We start from the raw sequence: 23,696 nt of genomic DNA, 5'->3' as shown, positions 1-23,696 counted from the left end.
CGCTACATGGGCGCGTTGGCCGGCTGGAACCCCCCGGAGCCGTCGGCTTCCTCCTCGGCGCGGATGACGTGCACCACCGCGTTGATCAGCGCCAGGTGGGTGAAGGCCTGCGGGAAGTTGCCTAGTTGCCGACCGGTGCGCGGCTCGATCTCCTCGGCGTAGAGGTGCAGTGGGCTGGCGTAGGACAGCAGCCGCTCGCACAGTCGTTTGGCGCGCGCCACCTCGCCGATCTCGACGAGCGCCGACACCAGCCAGAACGAGCAGATCGTAAAGGTGCCCTCCTCGCCGGACAGCCCGTCGTCGGTTTCCTCGACCCGGTAGCGCAACACCAGGCCCTCCTGGGTGAGTTCGTCGGCGATCGCCAGGACCGTGTTGCGCACCCGCGGGTCGTCCGGCGGCAAGAACCGCGTCAGCACCACCAACAGCAGCGAGGCGTCCAGCGCGTCGCTGCCGTAGCGCTGGGTGAACACCCCGCGGGCGTCCACGCCGTGCGCCAGGATGTCGTTCTTGATCTCCTCGGCGATCGCCCGCCACTGCTGGGCGTAGCTCTTCTCGCCCTGCCGCTCGGCCAGCTTGGCGCCGCGGTCGAGCGCCACCCAGCACATCACCTTCGACGACGTGAAGTGCTGCGGCTCCCCGCGCACCTCCCAGATGCCGCGGTCCGGCTCGCGCCAGTGCTTGATCGCCTCCTCCACCTGCTTCTTCAGCACCGGCCACAACGTCTCGGGCACTTGCTCGCGCGACTTGGCGTGCAGGTAGAAGGAGTCCAGGATGGAGCCCCAGATGTCGTGCTGGATCTGGTCGTAGGCGCCATTGCCGATCCGCACCGGCCGGGCATGGTCGTAGCCGGACAGGTGATGCAGTTCCTCTTCGACCAGGCTGCGCTCGCCGCCCACGCCGTACATGACCTGCAGCGGATGGCGCTCGTTGTTGTTGGCGCCGGAGACGTCGGCGATGAAGGCGAAGAAGTCGTCGGCCTCGCGATCCAGTCCGAGCGTGTACAGGCCCCACAGCGCGAAGGTGGAGTCGCGCACCCAGGCGTAGCGGTAATCCCAGTTGCGTTCGCCCTGAGGCGTTTCCGGCAACGACGTGGTGCTGGCCGCCAGCAGCGCACCGGTGGGCGAGTACGTCAGGCCCTTCAGCGTCAGCGCGCTGCGCTGCAGATACGCCCGCCAGGGATGGTCGGGGAAGTTCCCGATGTTGATCCACTGCCGCCAGCACTCGGTGGTCTGCCACATCTTCTCGGCGGCCTCTTCGTAGGTCTGCGGCGCCGGGTGCTTGGTCCAGCTCAGGGCGACGAACACGTCGTCACCCTCTTTCATCCGGGTGCGTGCGCGCGCCTCGCGGCCTTCCAACCCGATCCTCAGGTTGGAGGTCAGCCGCATCGTCGGGTGGGCGTCGGGATCCTTGGTGGCCCGGGCGACGGCCTCGCCGTACGCGTTGGCCGAGTACTCCCAGGTGGCGCCGACGCGGTGGTAGTCGAACGCCGGTTCGCAGCTCATCATCAGCTCGACGGTGCCGCTGACGCAGCGCACCGTGCGCAGCAGGATGTGCTCGGCGTCCCAGTCCATCGGGGTGCGGCGGTGTGTGCGCGACCGCCGCTCCAGATCGTGCCACGGGCCCATCACCAGCGCATCGCGCACGATCAGCCACCCGGTGTGGGTCTGCCAGGTGGTTTCCATGATCAGGCTGCCGGGCAAATAGCGGCGGGCCGAGGGCACCGAGACCCCGTAGGGCCCCAGCCGGAAATGACCGGCGCTGCGGTCCAGGATCGCCCCAAACACACTGGGCGAGTCCGGGCGGGGCACGCAGAGCCATTCCACCGAGCCGGCGGGGGAGATCAGGCAGGTGGTTTCCCAGTCCGACAGGAACGCGTAGTCGGCGATCGGCGGGAACGGGTTCCGCAGGGCAGCGCTGGGAGCGAGGGGCCCGGGTGTGCGCAGGTCGATGGACGACGACATCGACGTGGCGGAGGCGGCCTGACGCTCTTCCCCGGGCAGGGCGTCGAGCGGTGCGGCCGGCTGGTCTTCGGGCTGGGCATGCAGAACCATCTGGACATCATCGCTGCTCAGCGGTCTCGCGTCCAACGTTTCGCCGAGCTGGCGTGCCGCGCCGCCGTCCGTTGCGTCGGGCCTGTGCCGGTGCGCGTTCCCGCCGGGCCGATGGTCTTCGGCGGCCCGGCCGAATAGGGTGAGCCACGTGAACGCGTTCCTCAATTGGTGGGACGGCAACGAGCTGTGGCTGTCGGGGCTGCCTTTCGTGCTGCAGGCCCTGGTGGTGATGCCCGCTGTGCTGGTGGTGGCCTACGCCACGGCGGCACTGCTGGATGGCGTGCTCGGAAAGGGCATCGAGCTGATGCGCCGTGCCCGCCACGACGGGACGCCCGGGTAGCGCATGCCTCGGTCACACGTGACCCTGATTCTGGTCATCCTGGTGGCGCTGGTGGTCGTCACGTGGCTGGTGACCCACGCGATGCACCGCTAACGGCCATGGGCCGTCTGCACAGCCACCGCTGCGGTGGCGGCAACGTCAATTCCTGTTAGGCTTCCCGCCATGCGCGTGGCGATGAGCATCTCGGAGTGCCATGCCTTCGTGCACTGTTGTCGCTGACTCCCACACCCGTGCGCGGTCTGGTCTGGAGTTTTCGAATTCTCCTGAAGTTCTAGGTGCCTTTCCGCAGAAACGGGACACGACTCCCATACGTCTCGCACCGGAAGGCCCTCCATGGACACCAGGACCGCATCAAGCTGGCGGCCCGTCCTCGCCCTCGCCGTCGTCGCCGGCCTGATCGCCGGGTGCCATGGCGGGGCCAGTGATGCCGTCGGCGGCGGTGGTCTGGCCAACGCGCGCACCAGCATCACCCTGGTCGCCTATTCGGTCCCAGAACCCGGTTGGAGCAAGATAATTCCGGCGTTCAACGCCTCCGACGAAGGCAAGGGCGTCCAGGTGGTCACCTCCTACGGCGCCTCCGGTGACCAGTCCCGCGGCGTCGTCGACGGCAAGCCGGCCGACGTCGTGAATTTCTCCGTCGAACCCGACATCGCTCGACTGGTCAAGGCCGGCAAGGTCTCCAAGGAATGGAATACCGACGCCACCAAGGGAATTCCGTTCGGTTCGGTGGTCACGCTGATGGTGCGCAAGGGCAATCCGAAGAACATCAAGGATTGGGATGACCTGCTGCGCCCCGGTGTGGAGGTCATCACCCCCAGTCCGCTGAGTTCCGGCTCGGCCAAGTGGAACCTGCTCGCGCCGTACGCCGTCAAGAGCGAAGGCGGCGCACACAGCGACGCCGGGGTGGATTTCATCAAGAAGCTGGTCACCGAACACGTGAAACTGCGACCCGGATCGGGCCGGGAAGCCACCGACGTCTTCGTCCAGGGCAGCGGTGACGTGTTGATCAGCTACGAGAACGAGGCCATCGCCACCGAGCGGGCCGGAAAGCCGGTCGAACACATCAACTTGGCGCAGACCTTCAAGATCGACAATCCGGTGGCGGTGGTCAACACCAGCCGGCACCTGGACGCCGCCGTCGCCTTCAAAAACTTCCAATACACGGCCGCGGCCCAAAAGGTCTGGGCGCAAGCCGGTTTCCGCCCGGTCGACCCGGCCGTGGTCGCCGACTTCCGCAACCAGTACCCCGTGCCGGCGAAACTGTGGACCATCGCCGACCTGGGCGGCTGGGCCACAGCGGATCCGCAGCTGTTCGACAAGAACTCCGGCAGCATCACGAAGATCTACACGAAGGCCACCGGATGACGGCCATCACGCCGGACCCGCTGGCAGTCCGACCTGAGCTCGGCGGCGACGTGCCAGGGGGCCCGCTTCCCGAGCGCGGCCGCGGCACCACCGCCCTTCGGGTCGGCGCGGCCACAATCTGGCTCTCGGTGATCGTGTTGCTGCCGCTGGCCGCGATCGCGTGGCAATCCGCGAGCGGCGGCTGGCAGGCTTTCTGGCTCGCCGTCACCTCGAATGCCGCGCTGGAATCGTTTCGGGTCACCCTGACGATCTCGGCCGGGGTCACCGTGCTCAACCTGGTTTTCGGCCTGGTGATCGCGTGGGTGCTGGTGCGGGACGACTTTCCGGGCAAACGCCTCGTCGACGCGATCATCGATCTGCCCTTCGCGCTGCCGACCATCGTCGCCAGCCTGGTGATGCTGGCGTTGTACGGCAACCACAGCCCCATCGGTCTGCAACTGCAGCACACGTCGTGGGGTGTGGCGGTGGCCCTGGCCTTCGTCACGCTGCCGTTCGTGGTGCGCGCCGTGCAGCCGGTGCTGCTGGAACTCGATCGTGAAGCCGAGGAGGCGGCGGCGTCGCTGGGTGCCAGCGGCCCCAAGATCTTCACCTCGGTGGTGCTGCCGTCGCTGTTGCCCGCGTTGTTGTCCGGGGCGGGCCTGGCTTTCTCGCGGGCGATCGGCGAGTTCGGTTCGGTGGTGCTCATCGGCGGTGCGGTGCCCGGCAAGACCGAAGTGTCGTCGCAGTGGATTCGCACGTTGATCGAGAACGACGACCGCACCGGCGCGGCCGCGATATCGATTGTGCTGTTGGGCATTTCGTTTGTCGTGCTGCTCGTCCTGCGGATCGTGGGAGGCCATGCGGCCAAGCGGGAGGAGCTGTCCGCATGACATCGTCTGCGGGAGTGCGTTATTGGTTGCGATTCGTCGCGCTCGCCTACATCTTCGTGCTGCTGGTCATTCCGGTGGCGTTGATTCTGTGGCGGACGTTCCAACCCGGACTGGGGCAGTTCTACGCCTGGGTCAGCACCCCCGCGGCGATATCGGCGCTGAACCTGACGCTGCTGGTGGTGGCCATCGTGGTGCCGCTGAACGTCGTCTTCGGCATCCCCACCGCGTTGGTCCTGGCGCGCAACAGGTTTCGCGGCAAGGGCATGCTGCAGGCGGTCATCGATCTGCCGTTCGCGGTCTCACCCGTCATCGTGGGCGTCGCGTTGATCGTGTTGTGGGGGTCGGCCGGTGCCCTGGGGTTCGTGGAACAAGACCTCGGGTTCAAGATCATCTTCGGCCTGCCGGGCATCGTGCTCGCCAGCATCTTCGTCACGCTGCCCTTCGTGGTGCGCGAAGTGGAGCCGGTGCTGCACGAGCTGGGAACCGACCAGGAGGAGGCCGCGGCCACCCTGGGTTCGGGCTGGTGGCAGACCTTTTGGCGGATCACCCTGCCGTCCATCCGGTGGGGTCTGACCTACGGCATCGTGTTGACGATTGCACGTACCCTGGGGGAGTACGGCGCCGTGCTGATGGTGTCGTCGAACCTGCCGGGGAAGTCGCAGACACTGACATTGCTTGTCTCCGACCGGTACAACCGCGGTGCGGAATACGGCGCCTACGCGCTGTCCACACTGCTGATGGGGGTGGCCGTGCTGGTGCTGGTTTTCCAAGTGGTGCTGGACGCGCGACGCGCACGAGCGGCCAGGCAGGCCTGACGAGGAGAATGACCGTGACTCACGCCAACCGGGACGACATCGCCATCGTCGTGCGCGACGCCAACAAACGTTATGGCGATTTCGTCGCGCTGGACCATGTGGACTTCGTCGTGCCCACCGGCTCGCTGACCGCGCTGTTGGGTCCCAGCGGCTCGGGCAAGTCGACCCTGCTGCGCACCATCGCCGGCCTCGACCAACCCGACACCGGAACCGTGACCATCTACGGTCGGGACGTGACCCGGGTGCCGCCGCAGCGCCGCGGCATCGGGTTCGTGTTCCAGCACTACGCGGCGTTCAAGCACCTGACCGTCCGCGACAACGTGGCCTACGGACTCAAGGTCCGCAAGCGACCCAAGGCCGAGATCAAAGCCAAAGTCGACAACCTGCTGGAAGTGGTGGGACTGAGCGGGTTTCAGGCCCGCTATCCCAACCAGCTGTCCGGTGGTCAGCGGCAGCGGATGGCGCTGGCGCGGGCGTTGGCCGTCGACCCGCAGGTGTTGCTGCTCGACGAGCCGTTCGGCGCGCTGGACGCCAAGGTGCGCGAGGATCTGCGCGCGTGGTTGCGGCGCCTGCACGACGAGGTGCACGTGACCACGGTGCTTGTCACCCACGACCAGGCCGAGGCGCTGGACGTCGCCGACCGCATCGCGGTGCTGAACAAGGGCCGCGTCGAACAGATCGGATCCCCGACCGACGTCTACGACACCCCGGCGAACGCGTTCGTGATGTCGTTCCTCGGTGCGGTGTCCACCCTGAACGGCACCCTGGTGCGGCCGCACGATATCCGGGTGGGCCGCAACCCCGAGATGGCGATCGCCGGCGGCGACGGCACGGCCGAGTCCGTGGGGGTGGTGCGCGCCATCGTCGACCGGGTGGTGACGCTGGGCTTCGAGGTGCGGGTCGAGTTGACCAGCGCGGCCACCGGTGGATTCTTCACCGCCCAGATCACCCGCGGCGACGCCGAGGCCCTGGCCCTTCGCGAGGGCGACACCGTCTACGTGCGTGCCACCAGGGTCCCGCCGATCGCCTTGGCCGACAACGCAAGTGGCGCGGACGAGGCTGACCAGGATGAGAGCACGCTGACCTCCGCGTGATGCATGGGCCCCTTATCCCGCGTGGGTAACCCCGGGCCGACCGTTGCTTTCCGCGAACGCGCTATCGCTTTTCACCGGCCCGGTTCTCACCCGGCCGGGGGCGGCGAAACACGTTGACCGTGAGCCTCTTACGAGGCGTGCAAACCGCATTCGGTCTTGGCCCGGCCCTGCCAGCGGCCGCTGCGCGGGTCGGCGCCGGCCAGCGGCTTGGCCGTGCAGGGCTGGCAGCCGATCGATGAATAGCCTTCGTAGATAAGCGGATTGACCAGCACGCTGTGCTCGTCGATGTAGTTCTGCACGTCCTCGTCGGACCAGGTCGCCATCGGGTTGACCTTGACGAGCTTGAAGCCCTCATCGAAGCCGACCACCGGCGCGTTCGCGCGCGTCGCGGCCTCAGACCGGCGCAACCCCGTCACCCACGCCGAGTACCCCTGCAGCGTCTTGCCCAGCGGCGCGACCTTGCGCAGCCGGCAGCACTCGCCGGGATCCCGGGCGAACAGGTCCTTGCCCAGCAGCCTGTCCTGCTCGGCGACGCTGTGTTCGGGAGTGACGTTGAGCACCCGGATGTCGTATACGGATTCGATCGCGTCTCGGGTACCGATGGTCTCCACGAAGTGATAGCCGGTGTCCAAGAAGACCACCGGCACGCCCGGGCGCACCTTTGCCGCCAGGTCGATCAATACGGCCTCCTGCATGCTGGAGGCCACCACGTAATTGCAGGTGGCCCAGCCGCGGGGCCCGTTGATGCCGCCGAATGTCTCGTCAGTCCAGCGCAACACCTCGGCGGCGCTGGCGCCCTCCAGCTCGGCCGCGCCGCGGGCGGCGAGCGCCCGCAATTCGGCTTCTGGAAGCTTGGTTGTTCGTTCGCTCATCGCAAATCGTCCTCGTCTGCCCTCATAGCCCACTGTGCGAAACGTTCACCCTCACCGCGATATTTCAGGAAGTTGCGTGTGACGCGCTCGATGTAGTCGCCGAGCTCGTCGCTGGTGACCTTGTGCTGGCGCAGTTTTCGGCCGAACCCGCTGTCCAGGCCCAGGCTTCCGCCCAGGTGAACCTGGAAACCCTCGACCGAGCCGCCCTCTCCGTCATCGACCATCTGGCCCTTGAGCCCGATGTCGGCGACCTGAATGCGGGCGCAGGAATTGGGGCAGCCGTTGATGTTGACAGTGATGGGCACGTCGAGCTGCTCGTTGACGTCGGCGAGCCGGCGCTCCAGCTCGGGCACCAAAGACTGCGCCTTGACCCGGGTTTCGGCGAAGGACAGCTTGCAGAACTCGATCCCCGTGCACGCCATCACATTCCGCCGCCAATGCGACGGCCGCGACTGCAGGCCCAGCGCCTCCAGGCCGACGACCAGCTCGTCGAGCTTGTCGTCGGGCACGTCGAGGATGACCAGCTTCTGGTAGGGCGTGAGCCGGATCCGGTCCGAGCCGGCTTGCTCGGCGAGGTCGGCCACCGCGGTGAGGATGGTGCCCGACACCCGGCCCGCGATCGAGGCGACGCCCACCGCGTTGAGCCCGTTCTTGAGACGCTGCACGCCCACGTGGTCGATCGGGTGCTTGAGCGGCTCGGGGGCCGGGCCGTCGATCAGCGGACGCTTGAGGTACTCGGTTTCGAGAACTTCCCGGAATTTGGCAATGCCCCAGTCTTTGACCAGGAACTTCAGCCGCGCCTTGGACCGCAGCCGGCGGTAGCCGTAGTCGCGGAAGATCGACGTCACCGCGTGCCACACCTCGGGAACCTCGTCGAGCGGCACCCAGGCGCCGACCCGCTGGGCCAGCATCGGGTTGGTCGACAGGCCACCGCCGACCCACAGGTCCAGCCCCGGGCCATGCTCGGGGTGGTTGACGCCGATGAACGCGATGTCGTTCACCTCGTGCACCACGTCTTGCAGACCCGAGATCGCGGTCTTGTACTTGCGCGGCAGGTCGGCGAAGTCGGGTTGGCCGATGTAGCGGCGCGCGATCTCCTCGATCGCCCAGCTGGGGTCCAGCACCTCGTCGAGCGACTCACCGGCCAGCGGCGAGCCCAGGATCACGCGGGGGCAGTCACCGCACGCCTCGGCGGTCTGCAGGCCGACCGCGGCCAGCCGCCGCCAGATCTCGGGGACGTTTTCGACCTCGATCCAGTGGTACTGGACGTTCTCACGGTCGGTGATGTCGGCGGTGTCGCGGCCGAATTCGGTGGAAATCTGGCCGACGGTGCGCAGCGCGGCCGCCGACAGGGCTCCGCCGTCGCAGCGCAGCCGCATCATGAAGTACTTGGCTTCCAGCAACTCGGCGTTGTCGTCGCCGGTGAACGACCCGTCGTAGCCCTGTTCGCGCTGGGTGTAGAGCCCCCACCAGCGGAAACGCCCACGCAGGTCGCTCTTGTCGATGCTGTCGAAGCCGTTCTGGGCGTAGATCGTCTCGATGCGCTCCCGCACGTCCAGCGGGGCGCCGGCCTGCTTCATCTCCTCGTTCGGGTTCAGCGGCTCACGATTTCCCAGTGCCCATTGGCCCTCGTTACGGGGCTTCGCGGCTCTGGCGGTGGTCATCGGGAAGTTCTCTCCTTTAAAAAGATCGCCAGCGCGGCCAGCACAGTTCACCGGCACTTTCAGGCGGCGCGGAACCATCGGCCAGCTGGAGACACAGGGGGCCTGGGTCTACCACGTCAAGGCAGACAGATACAGCTGCAAACGCGCTTGAGATCAATGTGCCGTCGCGCCACGAGCACCATGTGGGGGCCGGGCCGGTCGACAGTCACGCCACCATTGTGCCACGGATGCCGAAGGGCCGTGCGAGCAGGTCAAATCTTGGCTCACGGTGATTAAAACTACCGGCCGAGCCTGGGAAATCTCCCCGGCAAACCCTTAGAAGTTGATGCGACTGTTCCCTTGCGTGCGGGCCGGTTCCCTAGTGGCCATCGACGACCCCGGGTCACTCCGCCTGTCGTGGGATCATTTGGCATGGCCATTCGCGAAAAACCGGTCGAGCTCCCCGGCGTCGGGGTGGTCGCCGGGCGGCCATTCGGCATCTATGTGCACGTTCCGTTTTGCGTAACACGTTGCGGTTATTGCGATTTCAATACGTACACCCCGGCCGAATTGGGCGGCGTCAACCCGGACGCCTGGCTCGGCGCGCTGGGGACCGAACTCGAACTGGCGGCCGCGCGATTGCAGGCGCCCCCGGTGAACACCGTGTTCGTGGGGGGCGGAACGCCGTCGCTGCTGGGGGGTGCCCGGATGGCCACACTGCTGGACATGCTGCGTCGCCACTTCACGCTGGCTCCCGGCGCCGAGGTCACCACCGAGGCCAACCCCGAGTCGGCCTGGCCGGATTTCTTCGACGCCATTCGCGCGGCCGGCTTCACCCGGGTATCGCTGGGGATGCAGTCCGTGGCGCCGAGGGTGCTGGGTGTCCTCGACCGCATCCACACCCCGAACCGGTCGGCGGCCGCCGCCCGCGAGGCCTTGGCGGCGGGCTTCGAGCACGTCAGCCTCGATTTGATCTACGGCACGCCGGGGGAGTCCGACGACGACCTGCTGCGGTCGGTCGACACGGCGGTGGAGACCGGCGTGGATCACGTCTCCGCCTACGCGCTCGTCGTCGAGGAGGGCACCGCGCTGGCCCGGCGGGTCCGTCGCGGCGAATTGGCCCCACCCGACGACGACGTGCTGGCCCACCGCTACGAATTGGTCGATGCGCGGTTGTCGCAGGCCGGGATGTCTTGGTACGAAGTCTCCAACTGGTCGCGGCCCGGCGGTGAATGCCGCCACAACCTGGGCTACTGGGACGGCGGTCAGTGGTGGGGCGCCGGACCGGGCGCGCACGGCTACCTCGGCACGACGCGGTGGTGGAACGTCAAGCATCCCAACGCGTATGCGGAGAGGCTGGGCGCCGGGGAGCTGCCGGTGGCCGGATTCGAGCGGCTCGATGCCGACGCCTTGCACACCGAAGACGTGCTGTTGAAAACGCGTCTGCGCCAAGGACTTCTGGTTGACCTGCTCAGTGCCGCCGAGCGCGGCCGCGCCGAGAGCGTGGTGGTCGACGGCTTGTTGGTGTCCGAGGGTGACAGGCTGGTGCTGACGCCGCGCGGACGGCTGCTGGCCGACGCTGTGGTGCGAACGCTATTGGGGTAGCGGCCTTCCGGGCGTGGTCACACTCCGAACAGACGCTCGAAGATGCGGGCGATCTCGATGTAGAGCGGGATCCCCACGGTGACGTTGTAGGAAAACGTCAGGCCCAGTGAGGCGGCCAGCGGCAACGTCGGGCTCGCTTCGGGGATCGCCAGGCGCTGCACCGCCGGAACGGCGATGTAGGACGCCGCACCGCACAGCACCGCGAACAGCACGTAGGTTCCGGTCTTGAAGTCGGTGTGGGTCAGCGACGCATAGCTGCAGGCGACGATAATGCCCAGCGTCGCAAAGACATTCGGTGCCACGAGGCCGAAGACGATGAATCCGGGACCGGCCGCGCGCAGGTCCTTCAACTTGCGCGACGCCGTCATCCCCATCTCGAGCAGGAACAGACACAGCACGCCCTGGAAGGCCATCACGAAGAACTTGTCGTCGTCGGCGACGACCTTCTGCCCCTGCAGCCCACTGACGAGGCCAATGATGATGCCCCCCATCAAAAGGACGAGGCCGGGGTTGAGGAAGACCTCCTGGAACAGTTCCCGGGAGAAGATGGGCACCTTCTTGCCCTTGGGGCGCGGCGGGCTCTGGTCGGGCTCCCAATCCGGGTGCTCCAGCTTTTCCAGCGAGAGCTCCAGCTCCTGCTCGATCCCGGCTTCCTCTTGACTCTCGAGACTCTGCCCCTGCGGAGGACGCGCGGCGGTCCCGGGTCCCACGCCGACCTTGACCGGCGGCGTATAGCCGGCCTCGTCGGGCATGTAGCCGGCGGAGTCCATGCCCCGATGCCGCAGTCGGGCAACGAAATACAGCGCCACCAAGCAGCCCGGGATCTCCATCACGGCCAGCATCACCGGCATGTACGCGTTGAACGCGATGCCCACCGCGGTCAGGACGGCCACGCAGGTGGCGAACGTTCCCGCCGAGTCCGACCCGTAGTAGCCGGCGACCGTTGCGCGGTCGACCTTTCGCAGTGATTTCAGGCGGCCGAGGCCCAGGTAAGCCAGGCCGCCGATCGCACAGTTCAGCACGAAGCCCAGCACCATGAAGCCCACGATGACCCCGACGCTGGATGCCTTGACTTGCGCTAGTTCTTCCCCGCCGTGCCAGCCGATGGCCAGCAACAGGTACATGGTCAATCCCTGATAGATGACATACGGGAATTCGAACCGCACCTTGAGGATCGGAATCAGGAACCCGAAGTAAAAGAACAACAGAAGCGGTTTGAACAGGTTATGGGTGAAGTTGTGCCAAAACTCTTGCAGCATCGATGCCTCCGTTGGTTAGCGCGCTGATCTGGGGGAAGCACCGTCCGCAAGCGGAGCAACCACGAAACATCCCGACGACCGTCAAGAATTTATCCCCGCGGCCGACTCGTCGCCAGTTCAACGCTCACAGGGCGAAGGCCGTGTCGGGATCCGCTAATGCCCGGTAAAAGTGCTGGTCAGAGCGAAATTAACCGCGAGGAATCCCGCGCACGGGTGTGCATCGGGTGCCGCGAGTTTGGTGTGAAGGTGCTGTGCATTTACTGTGCAGTCAAATTCGGATCAACGCGCCGACGGGACGAGTGAGGGCCGCACGCCGGCCCCTTTTTTGCGGTGCGTCACCGACAGCCACGCCGACGGCGAGAAATGCGTAGTGATTTCCTCGAAGCCATCGACCCGGGAAACCGAAAGCACCCCGGTCTGTGGATTGATTTCGAGCTCGTCGCCCTCGCTCGCATGCACTTCCTCGCCGTTGAAAAGCCGAATGATGAACACCGTGTTCCTCCAATCCGGCGGGTGTGGGCAGGGTGCAATGTGCGCTAGGAAAAGTCTGGCCGCCAAAGCGCCACGTTGTGCGGCCACGACGTAAACGGTAGGGAAACCTTTGGAGTGGCGATCTTCACAGGCGGGCCCCTGGTCGGCGCCCCGTAGCGCCAATTACCTGCGGGAACGCGACGGAGGCCACCGCATGTCAGCCGACTTGGCCCGCTGGACACGGACCGGCCGGGGCTTTAACTCCGCGGAAGTTTTAGCTGAACGCGGCGATCGAGGGATCAGTTGGCGGGATCGGTTGCGCGTAGCTACATAGGTTAGGCTACATTTACTAACCGTGACCGAGGTCAGCGTCGAGACAAGTTCCGCCGGCTGTGAGTCGCCGTCGATCCCGCTTCCCGTGCATATCGATCCCGCGGACCTGGCGGCCGAGCTGGCCGTGGTGCTGTCCGAGCGCGTAGGGGACGAGTATCTGCTCTACGAGCGCGGCGGTGAATGGGTGCTCGCCACCGGCGTGCGCGCCATGATCGAGCTGGACAGTGACGAGCTGCGGGTGATCCGCGACGGCGTGACCCAGTGCCAACAGTGGTCGGGCCGGCCGGGGCCGGTTCTCGGCGAAGCCATTGACCGGCTGCTGCTGGAGACCGACCAGCTCTTCGGCTGGATTGCCTTCGAATTCGGCGTGTATCGCTACGGGCTGCAGCAGCGGCTGGCACCGGGAACCCCACTGGCCCGGGTGTTTTGGCCGCATGGGCGCATCGTGGTGACCCGGGAGGGGATCCGCCTGTTCGGCACATCGGCCGACCACCGGGACGAGGTCCTGGGCGTGCTCGGCGACGGTGTGCCCGACGTGCGCGACGCCTCGGCGGTCGACGTGGTCGCTGACCCGTCCGGCTACCGCGATCGGGTCGCGTCGGCCGTCGGCGAGATCGCCGCGGGCCGCTACCACAAGGTCATCCTTTCGCGCTCTCTCGAAGTGCCTTTCCCGCTTGACTTCCCATCCACCTATCGCTTGGCTCGCCGGCACAACACACCGGTGAGGTCATTTCTGCTGCGGCTGGGCGGAATTCGCGCCGTCGGTTATAGCCCCGAACTGGTTGCGGCCGTCCACCACGACGGCGTCGTGGTGACCGAACCGCTGGCGGGCACCCGAGCGCTCGGCCGTGGCGCGGTCCGCGACCGTCAAGCCCGCGACGACTTGGAATCGAATTCCAAAGAGATTGTCGAGCATGCTATTTCGGTACGCAGCTCGCTGCAGGAAATGGCCGAGATCGCCGAGCCCGGTACTGCCGTCGTCACCGACTTCATGACGGTGCGCGAACGGGGGAGCGTGCAGCATCTCGGGTCCACGGTCAGCGGCCGGCTCGACACCTCGAACGACCGGATGGACGCGCTCGAAGCGCTGTTCCCGGCCGTCACCGCGTCGGGCATCCCGAAAGCCGGTGGCGTCGAAGCGATCATGCGCCTCGACGAGGGACCACGCGGTCTGTATTCGGGTGCGGTCGTGATGATTTCGGCCGACGGCGGCCTGGACGCGGCGCTGACGTTGCGGGCGGCCTACGAGCGCGATGGCAAGACGTGGCTGCGGGCGGGCGCCGGCATCATCGAAGAGTCCACACCCGATCGCGAGTTCGAAGAGACCTGCGAGAAGCTGTCCACCCTGGCCCCGTATTTGATTGCGCGCCAATAGCTTTTAATCGATAAGCCGGTCCCGATCGGCGGTCGGGTGTTCTCTGCGTCACGGTTGGCGCCGTGGGGACTTTCGGCCCTATTTGCCCGGTCCGCTCGCGTGCCATCTTTATGTAACCGCATGACACAGATACATGCGCGTTACGACCGCGACGGATAACCGGGAGGGCTAAGTGTCCAAACCCCTGACCAACCTGCAGCTACTTCACGAGCTCGAGCCGGTGGTCGAGCGCCTGCTCAATCGCCATCTCTCGATGTTCAAAGAGTGGAGCCCGCACGATTATGTGCCCTGGTCGGACGGGAAGAATTTCTACGGGCCCGACGGCCAGGATTGGCAGCCCGGGCAGAGCACGCTGCCCGACGTCGCGCAGGTGGCGATGGTGCAAAACCTGCTGACCGAAGACAATTTGCCGTCGTACCACCGTGAGATCGCGATGAATTTCAGCATGGACGGTCCGTGGGGACAGTGGGTGAATCGGTGGACCGCCGAGGAGGCCCGGCACAGCACGGCGCTGCGCGACTACCTCGTGGTGACCCGCGCCGTCGACCCGGTGGAGCTCGAGAAGCTCCGGCTCGAGCAAATGACCAGAGGCTTCAGTCCGGGACAGAATCAGCAGGGCGACATGTTCGCTGAGAGCCTGTTCGACTCGGTCATGTACGTCTCGTTTCAGGAACTCGCCACCCGCGTCTCACACCGCAACACGGGCAAAGCCAGCAATGACACCATCGCCGAGCAGTTGATGGCCAGGGTGTCGCACGACGAGAACCTGCACATGCTCTGCTACCGCGATATCAGCGCCGCGGGTTTGGACATCGCACCCGATCAGGCGATGAGGTCCGTGCATCGGATTCTGCGCAATTTCAAGATGCCCGGATTCACGGTGCCCGAGTTCCGCCGCAAGGCGGTGATCATCGCCGTTGGTGGCGTCTACGACCCGCGCATTCATCTCGAGGAAGTCGTGCTGCCCGTCCTGAAGAAGTGGCGGATTTTCGAACGCGAAGACTTCACCGGTGAGGCCGCCGCGATGCGCGACGATCTCGCGCTGCTGGTCAAGGAACTCGAGGACGCTTCGGTGAAATTCGACGAGTCCAAGCAGCGCTACCTCGAGCGTGAGGCGCGCAGAACCGAGAAGATCACCGCTAGCAAAGTGTTGCAGACAAAAGGAACGCTGACGCTGAGCCAACACTGACGCCGGTCATGCGCTGCTGACGCCCGCCGTCGGGCCGGTGCGACGCGCCATTCTGTATGGCTGCTGCGGATTTGCAGCGAAAATCTATCATTTTCCGGTTTTCCGACGGTGCCCCGCTTAGCATCTGTGCCAACTTCAACGGGATGGAGTATTTGTGTCTGGCCGTAAGTCCAAAGTCATTCTTGCCATAATGCTGGCCCTCACTTACCCGACGGCTGCGGCCTGCACGGGCACTTACACGTGCTTAACCTGCACGGTGGTCAGTACTCCTATTTGATGCTGCCCGCCGTCTAGTTTGCGCGCGCACGGCCCGAGGTGCGCGCGAACCAGACTCAGACCGACGAGCCCGATTCGAGGTAGTCGGCCAAGATGCGGCCGACGAGCGACTCGATGTTGGATTCGATCGAGGATGCGAGTGTGGCGGTGACGGTCGCCACCGCTTGAGTGCGGAAGCGCACCAACATGGTGATCAGCTCGGCGATCTCGGCGTCTTCCGGCAGCGGTTCGCCGGGCTTGATCCGGTCGAGCACGTGTTCCGCGCCGGCGCGCACCAGCATGTCGCTGATCTTGTCGATCTCGGGGACGATCTGTTCGTGGAGGTCGATGAGCTTGTCCAATTTGACGCCGTAGCCGCGGATTTCGTTGAACGCCTCGATGAGTTTCGGGCGGGTGACGGTGGCCTGCGTCCCATCGATCCGGATCACCTGCAGCGCGACCAGACGTTCGAACGCATCGGCGTCGTCGACCAATCGCTGCGCCTCCGACAGCGGCATGCTCTCCGGCTTCTCGGTGGTCCACGGGCCCGCGATCGCCGTTTCGAGGCCCAGCACGTCGCCGAGGTTTTTGCCTTCCTCCCATGCGCTGAGCATTTCTCGCACATGTGCGATGTTGTAACCGCGGTCGAGCATCGAGGTGATGAGCCGCAGCCGGGTCAGGTGGGTGTCGTTGAACAGAGCGATGCGCCCCACCCGCAGCGGGGGCGGCAGCAGCCCGCGGTCGCGGTACACGCGGATGTTGCGCGTCGTGGTGCCCGCCAGCCGGGCCAGGTCGTCGATGCGGTATTCACCGGAGTTCGCTGCGCCGTGCGGGTGTCGGGCGGCCGACTCGAAAAGCTGGGACACCGCCCCCTCGATGAGTTGGCGGTATTCCCGCGATTGGCGCCGCACGCGCTTGGGTGCGCGCCGCACGTTGTGCAGCACGCCGCCGATGGTGCCGGGTTCGGGCCGCGATGCGCGCTCGGTGGCCATGTCAGTGCGGCATTTCAGGCCGACGCAGTGGCCGGCGTTGGGGCGCGGCGTGCCACCGCCTGGTAGTCCTCGTAGCGGAAATTCCTCATCTGGCGAAGATACTGCGTGGCGAAGCCGGGGTACATCGACCCGTTGAAGCCGTCCTTGGTGAGGTACCAGCTGCGGCACCCCGACATCCACGTCGTCCTGGTGAGCCGACGCTGTAGTTCCTCGTTGTGCCGACGCTGGACCTCGTCACGGACATCGAGATAACGCAGGTCGTCGTTGAGGATGGTGGTGATGCCCCGCACGGCGTAGTCGAGCTGGCCCTCGATGTAGACCAGCAGCGAGTTGTGGCCGGGCCCGGAGTTGGGGCCGGTCATGACGAACAGGTTCGGATACCCGTGCACGTTGATGCTCTTGTAAGCCTGTGCGCCGCCGGTCCATTCGGCGGCCAGCGACCGGCCGCCGAGCCCGGTGACGGGAAAGGGCGGTCCGGTCAGATGCACGTCGTAGCCGGTGGCGAACACGATGCAGTCGAGGTGGTGTTCGATGCCATCGCTGGTGCGAATGCCGACCGGGCTCAACGTGGCGATCGGCCAGTCGATGAGCTTGCAGTTGTCGCGCTGCACCGCGGGGTAGTAGTCGCTGGACACCAGCATGCGTTTACACCCCGGCCTGAAGTCCGGCGTCAGCTGACGGCGCAGCCAGGGGTCTTTCACCTGGGCGCGCAGGTGGGCCCGGCCCAGCCGGGCGACCAGCGACGTCAGCGGTGTGTCCCATACCAGCGCCGTGGCGCTCGCCTCGTGGCCCCAGTACAGCGCCTGGCGCGCAAGTTGTTGGACAGCAGGAACTTTGGTGAACAACGATTGCACGGCCGGTGGGGTGGCGACGTCCAGGCGTGGTAACACCCAGCACGGGGTGCGCTGAAAGACCTTGACGAACCCGGCCCGCTTGACCAGCTCCGGGATGATCTGGATGGCGCTGGCGCCGGTACCGATGACCGCGACCCGCTTGCCGGTGAAGTCGTAGTCGTGATCCCAGCGTGCGCTGTGGATCTTGTGTCCGCGGTAGCTATCCAGGCCCCGGATGTCGGGGAAGCTGACGTCGGACAGCGGACCCGAGGCGAGCACGACCGTGCGGGCCCGAAACCTCTTGCGGTTCTTGGTGGTCGCGGTCCAGACGCCTGCTTCCTCGTCGAAGGCCAAGCCCTTGACCTCGTGGCCGAACCTGATGCGGCTGCGGATGCCGAACCTGTCCGCCATGTCCTCGAGGTGCCGGTAGATCTCAGGCGCGGGGGAGTAGGTCCGTGACCAGGTCGGGTTCTTGACAAACGAGTACGAGTACAGCAGCGATGGGACGTCGCAGCTGGCACCGGGATACGTTGTGTCGCGCCAGGTCCCGCCGACGCGGTCGGCACGCTCGAGCATCACGATGTCGTCGACCCCGGCCTCGGCCAAGCGGATCGCCGCCCCCAGTCCGGTGAAGCCTGCCCCGATGATGAGCGCCGCATGGGCGCGGTCGTTCGCCACGGTCACGCCGCCGGCTCGTGGGTGAGTTCTCCAACCCAAGTCGGTACCGGCGGAAGCAGAGGCCGCGGATATCGGTCGGAAAGCCACACCATCGAATTCGCCAGCAGGTGGTACGGGTGGCGTGGATTGGTGACCACTCCGGCGTAGCGCCTCAGGAACCGATAAGTCGGTACCCGCCTGGTACGTTCGCCGCGGTCGCCGAGCTCTTTGAACCGCTTCACGGCCCGGTAAAGTCGCTCGGGCTCCATACCCATGGCGGTGATCTCGTTGCGGATCCTGTTGATCAGCGGGGCACCGGTGATCGCACCGATGATGAGACCCGGAGTGGCGTTGTGACCGACGAAGTCGATTAGCAATCGTCGGATCTTCGCGTGCCCGATCATGTCGAGGACTTCGAAATCGACGACCAGATGCCGCGATTCGTCATTGTTGATCTTCTCGAAGACCTGGTGACAAATGGGGTCGTGCACCTCATCGAGGAGGAATTTCAACAGGGCGCCATCCAGTGCGACTTCGAGCATCGGAATGACGGTGCCGAGCAGAGACAGCGGCATGTCATCGGCCCAGCGGTCCAGCCAGTCGATCGCCAGGCGGATGTTGACGTTCGGCTCGGGAATCTCGCCGTCCTCGAGCATGCCCCAGCGCTTCATCAGCGCCAGTTCGGCATTGGCGTGGCGCTGCTCCTCGGCGTGGAAGTAGCGGTAGATCTCGGCGATGGTCGGGTTGGGTGCCTTCTTCGCCAGCGCCGCGAAGCCCCTGGCGCCGATGTTCTCGATCCAGCACAGGTCGGCCATAAATGCCTTGAGCTGTGGCCGCTGTTCATCAGTGATCATGTCGGCACCAGGCGCGTCCCAGTCGATGTCGGCGAGCGCCCACTGGCGATCCTTGATCTTGGCGAGCATGGCTTCCATGTCGATGGCCATTGGGGGCTCCTTTTCGTTCCGGTGATCAGGGCAGGTTGATGCGGGATACCAGGCCGGCGACACGCGTATAGGTCTGCGGGGCAAGGCGTTTGATGTTCCAGCCGATCTTGGCGTCGATTTGCGGCATGCAGTACAGCTCGCCGCGGTCGTGGGCGTCCAGGCAGTCCCGCGCGACCTTCTCGGCGGATAACCCAGTCCAGCGCATCAGTTTTGCGGCCAGTTCACTGGATTGCTCGCTGATGCGGCCGGTTTCGAGGATGTTGGTCTTGACGAACGTGGGGCACAGCACCGTGACCCGCACCGGCGTGCCGGCCAGTTCGGCGGCAAGGGTCTCGGAGAGTGAAAGCACACCGGCCTTGCTGACGTTGTAGGCGGCCATGCCGGGCGCCGCTCCGAACGCGGCGGCCGAGGCCACGTTGATGATGCCGCGCGGGGCGCGTAACCGTTCTGCCTCGCGCAGCACGGGGGCGAACACATGGCAGCCGTGGATGGGCCCCCAGAGGTTGATGCCCAACGTCCACAGCCAATCGTCGAGCGGCGCTTCGCCGATGGCGGCACCGCCCGCGCCGACGCCAGCATTGTTGATCACCAGTGTGGGTGGCGCCGCGAACCAGGATTGAGACTGTTCGGCCAGCGCCAGCACGTCTTCGAATCGCGATACATCGCAACGGATTGCCACCGCCTTGGCGCCCTGCTCGGTGACGGTGTCGGCCGTGCGCTGCGCAGCCGCCTCGTCGATGTCGCTGCACACCACCGCGCCGCCACGGGTGGCCAGTTCGACGGCGAACGCGGCACCGATGCCGCTTCCGGCGCCGGTCACCACGGCCAACGCGCCGCGGCTGGTCTTCGACCGGTTGAAAAGTCTGTCCAGCATGTCAGCGGGCTCCCTCGGTGACGGCGCGCGCATCCTGCAGGGCGTGCGCGATGAACCGCGCCACGTAGGCCATCGCCTTGGCGGCTTCCGGTGTCATGCGTGGCAGCGCCTGAAAGACGTGCACTTGATGGGGCCAGATCTGCAGTTCGCATCTGCCACCGGCAGTTCGGATGTCGGCGGCGAGCTGTCGAGCATCCTCCTGCAGCATCTCGGCGCCACCGGCCTGAATCAGCGTCGGGGGGAGCGCGGGGCCGCCGGCGACGTCGAGCGTCAGCCGTTGATGGGTGAGGTCGATGCCGCGGTGGTAGAGGCCGACCAGGCGGACCGCGCTGGCGGCGCGGGTGGCGGGGTCGGGGCGTATTCGCTCACGGGCGAGCGCCAGTTCGAACGTGAGGTCGTACAGGGGAGAGAACAGCACCATGGCGGCGGGGTGCTCGACCCCGGTTTGTAGCAGCAGATCGACGGACAGGTGACCGCCCGCCGAATCTCCCGCAATCACAATATGTTTCGGCGCAACGCCGCACGTATCGACCAGCCAGTCCCAGCCCGTGCGGACGTCGTCGGCCGCGCTGGGGAAGCGATGCTTTGGGGCGAGTCGGTAGTCGATGCAGAACACCGGAAGGCCGGTCAAGGACGAAAGCCAGGATGTCAACCGGCGGTGCGTCTTTGGCGAACACACGGCGTACCCGCTGCCGTGTACGTAGTAGATCGCACCCTCGCTCGTCGACGAGCGGGCGGTGTCACTGGTGGGTGTTCGGGGACCGTAGACCCATTCACCCTTGACGCGGCGGCCGTCGGGCAGTTTGGTGTCGACGGATTCGACGCGGGTGCCTGCGAGCGAGGGGCCGAACGTCCCCATGATGCTGGCGATGATCTGGCGCGAGAGCCACAGACCCCATGCCCGTTCGGGCGGGATCACGCGGGTGATCGGCCGAAGGGTGTACGTACTTACCGCTGCCGCGCCGCGGGATCGCAACGATCCGCGAGCCGGAACGCCGTCCGTCATAGAACGCAGTCAACACCAAATGGTGACATTAGTCAATGGCAGCTTTGGGTAGGTGTGCGAGGAACAAAGCGGTTCGTGTCAGTTCTCAAATGCGATGTCACTGTCTCAATCTGCGTGTCATTCCAATGTCACTTATATGACATGAATATGAGACAGGCCTTGGTGTGGTGGTGCTATAACGGCACATGATCAGTCGTCAGCCGATACAGACCTGGGCCTACCCAAGAAACCGCTGATCAGGCTGATTCTGGAGCGTCTGTCACGCCCCTTTTGCTCCCCGGCTTGCCCTGGTGGACGCGCGAAGTATGTTTTGCATCAGAGACATTGCTGCGCATCATCGAGGGCAGGTCAGCGGCTTGCGTCAACCGCATTCTGAACCATCCCGGGTTTGATGCACACCTCGTTTCGTGTGACCGGTGTGCTTCCCGATCTGATGGTGAGCGTAGTACGCGGCCGTAGACGCTAGGTCCGGTTCGGCGGGTTGGTGTCGTGCCAGGCAGCCCAGATCTCGGGGCGGAGCCGGCCGCGGTCGGGTACCGGCAAGCCGGCGCTGCGAGCCCAGGCGCGGACTTCCGCGGTGGATGGGACCGGGGCTGCGAGTGCCTGTTCGAGGTGAGCGATGTCGACTCTGATCGGTGAGATACGTTGCATGGCAGCGTGTTCGGTGATCGCCCAGGCGTTGGCGGCGGCGAGGAACCGGTAGGTCCATTCCTCGGCGAGCTGGCGGGTCTCGCAGAACACGACGGGCACGTTCGGCCAGCGGATCTGAAGTTCGGCGAGTCCGTCGGCGACCATCGCGGGACGGACGCGGTCAAGCTTGAACAGCTGCGAGTAGCGATCCTCGATGACCACCGCCGCGCGCGGGAGCGCGGCGAGGTCGCCGACCTGGTAGCGCAGCTTGCCGCCGGTGAGGCTGGCTACCAGATCAACCAGTGACTTGCGTTCCACGCTGGCGACAAGCTGACCATCGACGACGATCCCGTAGTCCCCACATGGCAGCGCCCGCTTGACCGTGGTGACCTGCTGGGTTGCGAACCGGTAGGCATATTGCTCGTGACTGTCGACAACGATCTGCAGCTCCTCGATGCCGTGGGCGCGGGCGGTCGGGGTGCGCACGTTCGGGCGCGCCTGCTTGCGGGTGCGCGGCGACTGCCAAAACACCACGTCGCGGCCACGAGCCTGAGTGAACACGAGCTGGGAGCGGTTGTGCCGGGACCGGTCAGCGATCACGTCGATCGCCGCGCCGCGCCGTGCACACGACCGCAGCGGCACTCGTTCGACGATCACCGGATCATCGGGCCACTCGTCCAGCCCTACCGGGTAGGCGAACAAAGCCTTTTCCCGCGGCCAAGTCCCCGACGTGCGAAACAGCAGGTCACCGCCAGCCAGCGGAACCCGCAGCAGCAGCCGCAGCCGGGATTCGTCGTCCGGGTTGACCGCGATCAACAACTCCGCCACAAGTCCCGAGTCTGCCATCGGTGTTCGGTGACACCCTCGTCGCGACCCGAGCCTACGGACTGCTGATGGGGTCACCGGCTTGCAGCCGGACGTAGTAATCGGCCTCCGCTTCGGCTGGCGGGCGGCGGCCAAGGCGGTGCATGAGCCTGGCGGTGTTATACCAGTGCACCCACGCCGAGGTGATGTTCTCCAGGTCGGCGAGGGTGCGGATCGGTCCGGTGCGGAACGGGGAGCCCTCGCGCACGCACTCGGTTTTGTAGAGCCCGATCGTGGTTTCAGCCAACGCGTTATCGAGGGCGTCCCCGACGGTCCCGATCGACGGGACAAGCCCGGACAGCATCAGTGTCTCAGTGAAATGTGTTGCAGTGTATTGTGATCCGGCATCGCTGTGATGAATCGTGTCACCGGTGAACCGATGTCCCTGCCGCGCCCGGTATGCCGTGGCTTGGCGGATCGCCCGCACGACGAACGCGGTGTTCTTCGTCAACGCGCACTCCCAACCCGCGATCAGCCCGGCGAAGGCGTCGATTACGAATGCGGTGTAGCCGAACCCGCCGCCATCGAGCGGCACGTAGGTGAAGTCGGCCACGTCAAGCTCATTAGGCCGCGATGCATGGAAGCGCCGCCGCACCAGGTCCGGCGCTCTCGCGGCGGCCGGATCGCGCTCGGTGGTGCGTATCGTCCGGGCGCGCGTGGCCCCGCGCCAGCCGTGCTTGCGCATGATCCGTTCGACCGTGCACCGCGCCACCGGGATGCCATGGCGCTGCAGATGCGCCCACATCTTCAGGCTGCCGTACAGGCACTCCGGTGGGCGTTTGCCGTGCTCGTCGGGCTCGTAGACACCGGCGAGGATCTCGGTGATCGTGGTGTCCCACAGGGCCTGTTTCGACGGCGCCGACGACCGATGTGCCCAGTAGGTGCGTGGGGCGATCGCCACGCCCTGGATACCCAGGGCGCGGCAGATCGCTATGACCCCGAACCGGTCCTTGTGTTCGTCGATGAACTCGGAGATCAGCGGTGTAGCGGGTCGCACTCCCGCGCGAAGAAAGTTGTTGCGGCCTTTAGTATTTCGATCGTTTGCTCAAGTTCCTTTGTTTTGCGGCGCAGCTCCCGCAGCTCGCGTGCGGTCTCAGTCGGCACACCCGCAGTCTCACCGTCGTCCACCTCGGCCTGGCGCACCCACTTGCGCAGCGTCTCCGCGCTCATCCCCAACCGCGCCGAGATCGCGCGCATCGCCGCCCACTCGGTCTCGTAGTCATCGCGATGCTCTCGGACCAACCGCACCGCCTTGGCCTTGGTGTTCTCGTCGTACTTGCTCGGCATCGTGCCATCCTTCCCTCAGAAGAAGGTGTGCACGAAACCCGGGACGGTTCATTCAACTTGCGTCAACCGCGTT

The 23,696-nt window shown here is 65.9% G+C and carries 21 protein-coding genes; 8 read left to right on the top strand and 13 right to left on the bottom strand.

Going from position 1 to position 23,696, the window contains the following annotated elements; genetic code table 11:
- Positions 1-2: 2 nt before the first annotated feature.
- Positions 3-2,051, bottom strand: coding sequence for a glycoside hydrolase family 15 protein (locus AC5Y5B_RS15165; protein ID WP_112630562.1), 2,049 nt, complete (start codon positions 2,049-2,051; stop codon positions 3-5).
- 148 nt (positions 2,052-2,199) lie between these two features.
- On the opposite strand from AC5Y5B_RS15165, the gene AC5Y5B_RS15160 reads away from it, so the two are divergent.
- From AC5Y5B_RS15160 to AC5Y5B_RS15140, 5 genes are all read left to right on the top strand, one after another.
- Positions 2,200-2,391, top strand: a complete 192-nt coding sequence (locus tag AC5Y5B_RS15160; RefSeq protein WP_112630856.1) for a hypothetical protein — start codon at positions 2,200-2,202, stop codon at positions 2,389-2,391.
- Positions 2,392-2,724: 333 nt separating this feature from the next.
- Entirely contained in the window at positions 2,725-3,756 is a 1,032-nt protein-coding gene (locus tag AC5Y5B_RS15155; protein WP_500005739.1) for a sulfate ABC transporter substrate-binding protein, read from the top strand.
- Positions 3,753-4,625: a sulfate ABC transporter permease subunit CysT gene (gene cysT / locus AC5Y5B_RS15150; RefSeq protein ID WP_112630558.1), complete on the top strand. Its 873-nt coding sequence runs from the start codon at positions 3,753-3,755 to the stop codon at positions 4,623-4,625. The genes AC5Y5B_RS15155 and cysT overlap by 4 nt, the downstream gene beginning before the upstream one ends.
- Entirely contained in the window at positions 4,622-5,440 is an 819-nt protein-coding gene (gene cysW / locus AC5Y5B_RS15145) for a sulfate ABC transporter permease subunit CysW (protein ID WP_500005737.1), read from the top strand. Before cysT ends, cysW begins: the two co-directional genes overlap by 4 nt.
- 8 nt (positions 5,441-5,448) lie before the next feature.
- Complete coding sequence (locus tag AC5Y5B_RS15140) at positions 5,449-6,534, top strand: sulfate/molybdate ABC transporter ATP-binding protein (protein WP_112630554.1); 1,086 nt, start codon at positions 5,449-5,451, stop codon at positions 6,532-6,534.
- A 128-nt stretch (positions 6,535-6,662) separates the two neighbouring features.
- Here the strand turns inward: AC5Y5B_RS15140 and AC5Y5B_RS15135 are convergent, their stop codons facing one another.
- From AC5Y5B_RS15135 to AC5Y5B_RS15125, 3 genes are all read right to left on the bottom strand, one after another.
- Positions 6,663-7,406, bottom strand: a complete 744-nt coding sequence (locus AC5Y5B_RS15135; protein ID WP_112630552.1) for a phosphoadenylyl-sulfate reductase — start codon at positions 7,404-7,406, stop codon at positions 6,663-6,665.
- Entirely contained in the window at positions 7,403-9,070 is a 1,668-nt protein-coding gene (locus tag AC5Y5B_RS15130) for a nitrite/sulfite reductase (RefSeq protein ID WP_500005735.1), read from the bottom strand. The genes AC5Y5B_RS15135 and AC5Y5B_RS15130 overlap by 4 nt, the downstream gene beginning before the upstream one ends.
- A 116-nt stretch (positions 9,071-9,186) precedes the next feature.
- Positions 9,187-9,252, bottom strand: a complete 66-nt coding sequence (locus AC5Y5B_RS15125; RefSeq protein WP_353852123.1) for an Ms4527A family Cys-rich leader peptide — start codon at positions 9,250-9,252, stop codon at positions 9,187-9,189.
- A 229-nt stretch (positions 9,253-9,481) separates the two neighbouring features.
- Between AC5Y5B_RS15125 and hemW the strand changes: the two genes are divergently transcribed.
- Positions 9,482-10,654 carry a radical SAM family heme chaperone HemW gene (hemW, locus tag AC5Y5B_RS15120; protein ID WP_112630548.1) on the top strand — a complete coding sequence of 391 codons (1,173 nt, stop codon included), beginning with the start codon at positions 9,482-9,484 and terminating at the stop codon, positions 10,652-10,654.
- A gap of 17 nt (positions 10,655-10,671) precedes the next feature.
- Here hemW and AC5Y5B_RS15115 read toward each other — a convergent pair whose 3' ends face one another.
- The gene (locus AC5Y5B_RS15115) at positions 10,672-11,913 is read right to left on the bottom strand and encodes a sodium-dependent bicarbonate transport family permease (RefSeq protein WP_112630546.1); all 1,242 of its coding nucleotides are present in this window, start codon (positions 11,911-11,913) and stop codon (positions 10,672-10,674) included.
- Positions 11,914-12,192: 279 nt separating this feature from the next.
- A complete protein-coding gene (locus AC5Y5B_RS15110) occupies positions 12,193-12,405 on the bottom strand; it encodes a hypothetical protein (protein WP_500005734.1) in 213 nt (70 codons plus the stop codon).
- A gap of 334 nt (positions 12,406-12,739) precedes the next feature.
- On the opposite strand from AC5Y5B_RS15110, the gene AC5Y5B_RS15105 reads away from it, so the two are divergent.
- The gene (locus tag AC5Y5B_RS15105) at positions 12,740-14,092 is read left to right on the top strand and encodes a salicylate synthase (protein WP_112630542.1); all 1,353 of its coding nucleotides are present in this window, start codon (positions 12,740-12,742) and stop codon (positions 14,090-14,092) included.
- A gap of 172 nt (positions 14,093-14,264) precedes the next feature.
- On the top strand, positions 14,265-15,281 hold the full coding sequence (locus tag AC5Y5B_RS15100) for an acyl-ACP desaturase (protein ID WP_500005733.1): 1,017 nt from the start codon (positions 14,265-14,267) through the stop codon (positions 15,279-15,281).
- 332 nt (positions 15,282-15,613) lie between these two features.
- On the opposite strand, the gene AC5Y5B_RS15095 is transcribed toward AC5Y5B_RS15100, so the two are convergent.
- The 7 genes from AC5Y5B_RS15095 to AC5Y5B_RS15065 form a co-directional block, all read right to left on the bottom strand.
- Complete coding sequence (locus AC5Y5B_RS15095; RefSeq protein WP_500005732.1) at positions 15,614-16,528, bottom strand: MerR family transcriptional regulator; 915 nt, start codon at positions 16,526-16,528, stop codon at positions 15,614-15,616.
- A 14-nt stretch (positions 16,529-16,542) separates the two neighbouring features.
- Positions 16,543-18,045 carry a flavin-containing monooxygenase gene (locus tag AC5Y5B_RS15090; RefSeq protein ID WP_500005730.1) on the bottom strand — a complete coding sequence of 501 codons (1,503 nt, stop codon included), beginning with the start codon at positions 18,043-18,045 and terminating at the stop codon, positions 16,543-16,545.
- Entirely contained in the window at positions 18,042-18,962 is a 921-nt protein-coding gene (locus AC5Y5B_RS15085) for a ferritin-like domain-containing protein (RefSeq protein ID WP_500005728.1), read from the bottom strand. The genes AC5Y5B_RS15090 and AC5Y5B_RS15085 overlap by 4 nt, the downstream gene beginning before the upstream one ends.
- A 25-nt stretch (positions 18,963-18,987) precedes the next feature.
- Positions 18,988-19,836: an SDR family NAD(P)-dependent oxidoreductase gene (locus AC5Y5B_RS15080; protein ID WP_500005727.1), complete on the bottom strand. Its 849-nt coding sequence runs from the start codon at positions 19,834-19,836 to the stop codon at positions 18,988-18,990.
- Position 19,837: 1 nt separating this feature from the next.
- On the bottom strand, positions 19,838-20,842 hold the full coding sequence (locus AC5Y5B_RS15075) for an alpha/beta hydrolase (RefSeq protein WP_500005726.1): 1,005 nt from the start codon (positions 20,840-20,842) through the stop codon (positions 19,838-19,840).
- A gap of 462 nt (positions 20,843-21,304) precedes the next feature.
- Complete coding sequence (locus tag AC5Y5B_RS15070; RefSeq protein WP_500005871.1) at positions 21,305-22,300, bottom strand: ERCC4 domain-containing protein; 996 nt, start codon at positions 22,298-22,300, stop codon at positions 21,305-21,307.
- 52 nt (positions 22,301-22,352) lie between these two features.
- Positions 22,353-23,623 (bottom strand): IS3 family transposase gene (locus tag AC5Y5B_RS15065; RefSeq protein WP_500005725.1). Its coding sequence is split into 2 segments (ribosomal slippage): positions 22,353-23,350 and positions 23,350-23,623, totalling 1,272 coding nucleotides; the frame shifts between segments, so codons are not numbered across the junction.
- Positions 23,624-23,696: the final 73 nt, after the last annotated feature.

It is taken from the genome of Mycobacterium sp. NGS33, from assembly GCF_059812885.1.
This window is presented reverse-complemented; position numbering and strand designations above follow the sequence as displayed.

Coding starts and splice junctions, on each gene's coding strand:
- AC5Y5B_RS15165 (WP_112630562.1), bottom strand. CDS start 2,051: ATGGTTCTGCATGCCCAGCCCGAAGACCAGCCGGCCGCACCGCTCGAC.
- AC5Y5B_RS15155 (WP_500005739.1), top strand. CDS start 2,725: ATGGACACCAGGACCGCATCAAGCTGGCGGCCCGTCCTCGCCCTCGCC.
- AC5Y5B_RS15085 (WP_500005728.1), bottom strand. CDS start 18,962: ATGGCCATCGACATGGAAGCCATGCTCGCCAAGATCAAGGATCGCCAG.
- AC5Y5B_RS15135 (WP_112630552.1), bottom strand. CDS start 7,406: ATGAGCGAACGAACAACCAAGCTTCCAGAAGCCGAATTGCGGGCGCTC.
- hemW (WP_112630548.1), top strand. CDS start 9,482: ATGGCCATTCGCGAAAAACCGGTCGAGCTCCCCGGCGTCGGGGTGGTC.
- AC5Y5B_RS15130 (WP_500005735.1), bottom strand. CDS start 9,070: ATGACCACCGCCAGAGCCGCGAAGCCCCGTAACGAGGGCCAATGGGCA.
- AC5Y5B_RS15075 (WP_500005726.1), bottom strand. CDS start 20,842: ATGACGGACGGCGTTCCGGCTCGCGGATCGTTGCGATCCCGCGGCGCG.
- cysW (WP_500005737.1), top strand. CDS start 4,622: ATGACATCGTCTGCGGGAGTGCGTTATTGGTTGCGATTCGTCGCGCTC.
- AC5Y5B_RS15115 (WP_112630546.1), bottom strand. CDS start 11,913: ATGCTGCAAGAGTTTTGGCACAACTTCACCCATAACCTGTTCAAACCG.
- cysT (WP_112630558.1), top strand. CDS start 3,753: ATGACGGCCATCACGCCGGACCCGCTGGCAGTCCGACCTGAGCTCGGC.
- AC5Y5B_RS15095 (WP_500005732.1), bottom strand. CDS start 16,528: ATGGCCACCGAGCGCGCATCGCGGCCCGAACCCGGCACCATCGGCGGC.
- AC5Y5B_RS15080 (WP_500005727.1), bottom strand. CDS start 19,836: ATGCTGGACAGACTTTTCAACCGGTCGAAGACCAGCCGCGGCGCGTTG.
- AC5Y5B_RS15140 (WP_112630554.1), top strand. CDS start 5,449: ATGACCGTGACTCACGCCAACCGGGACGACATCGCCATCGTCGTGCGC.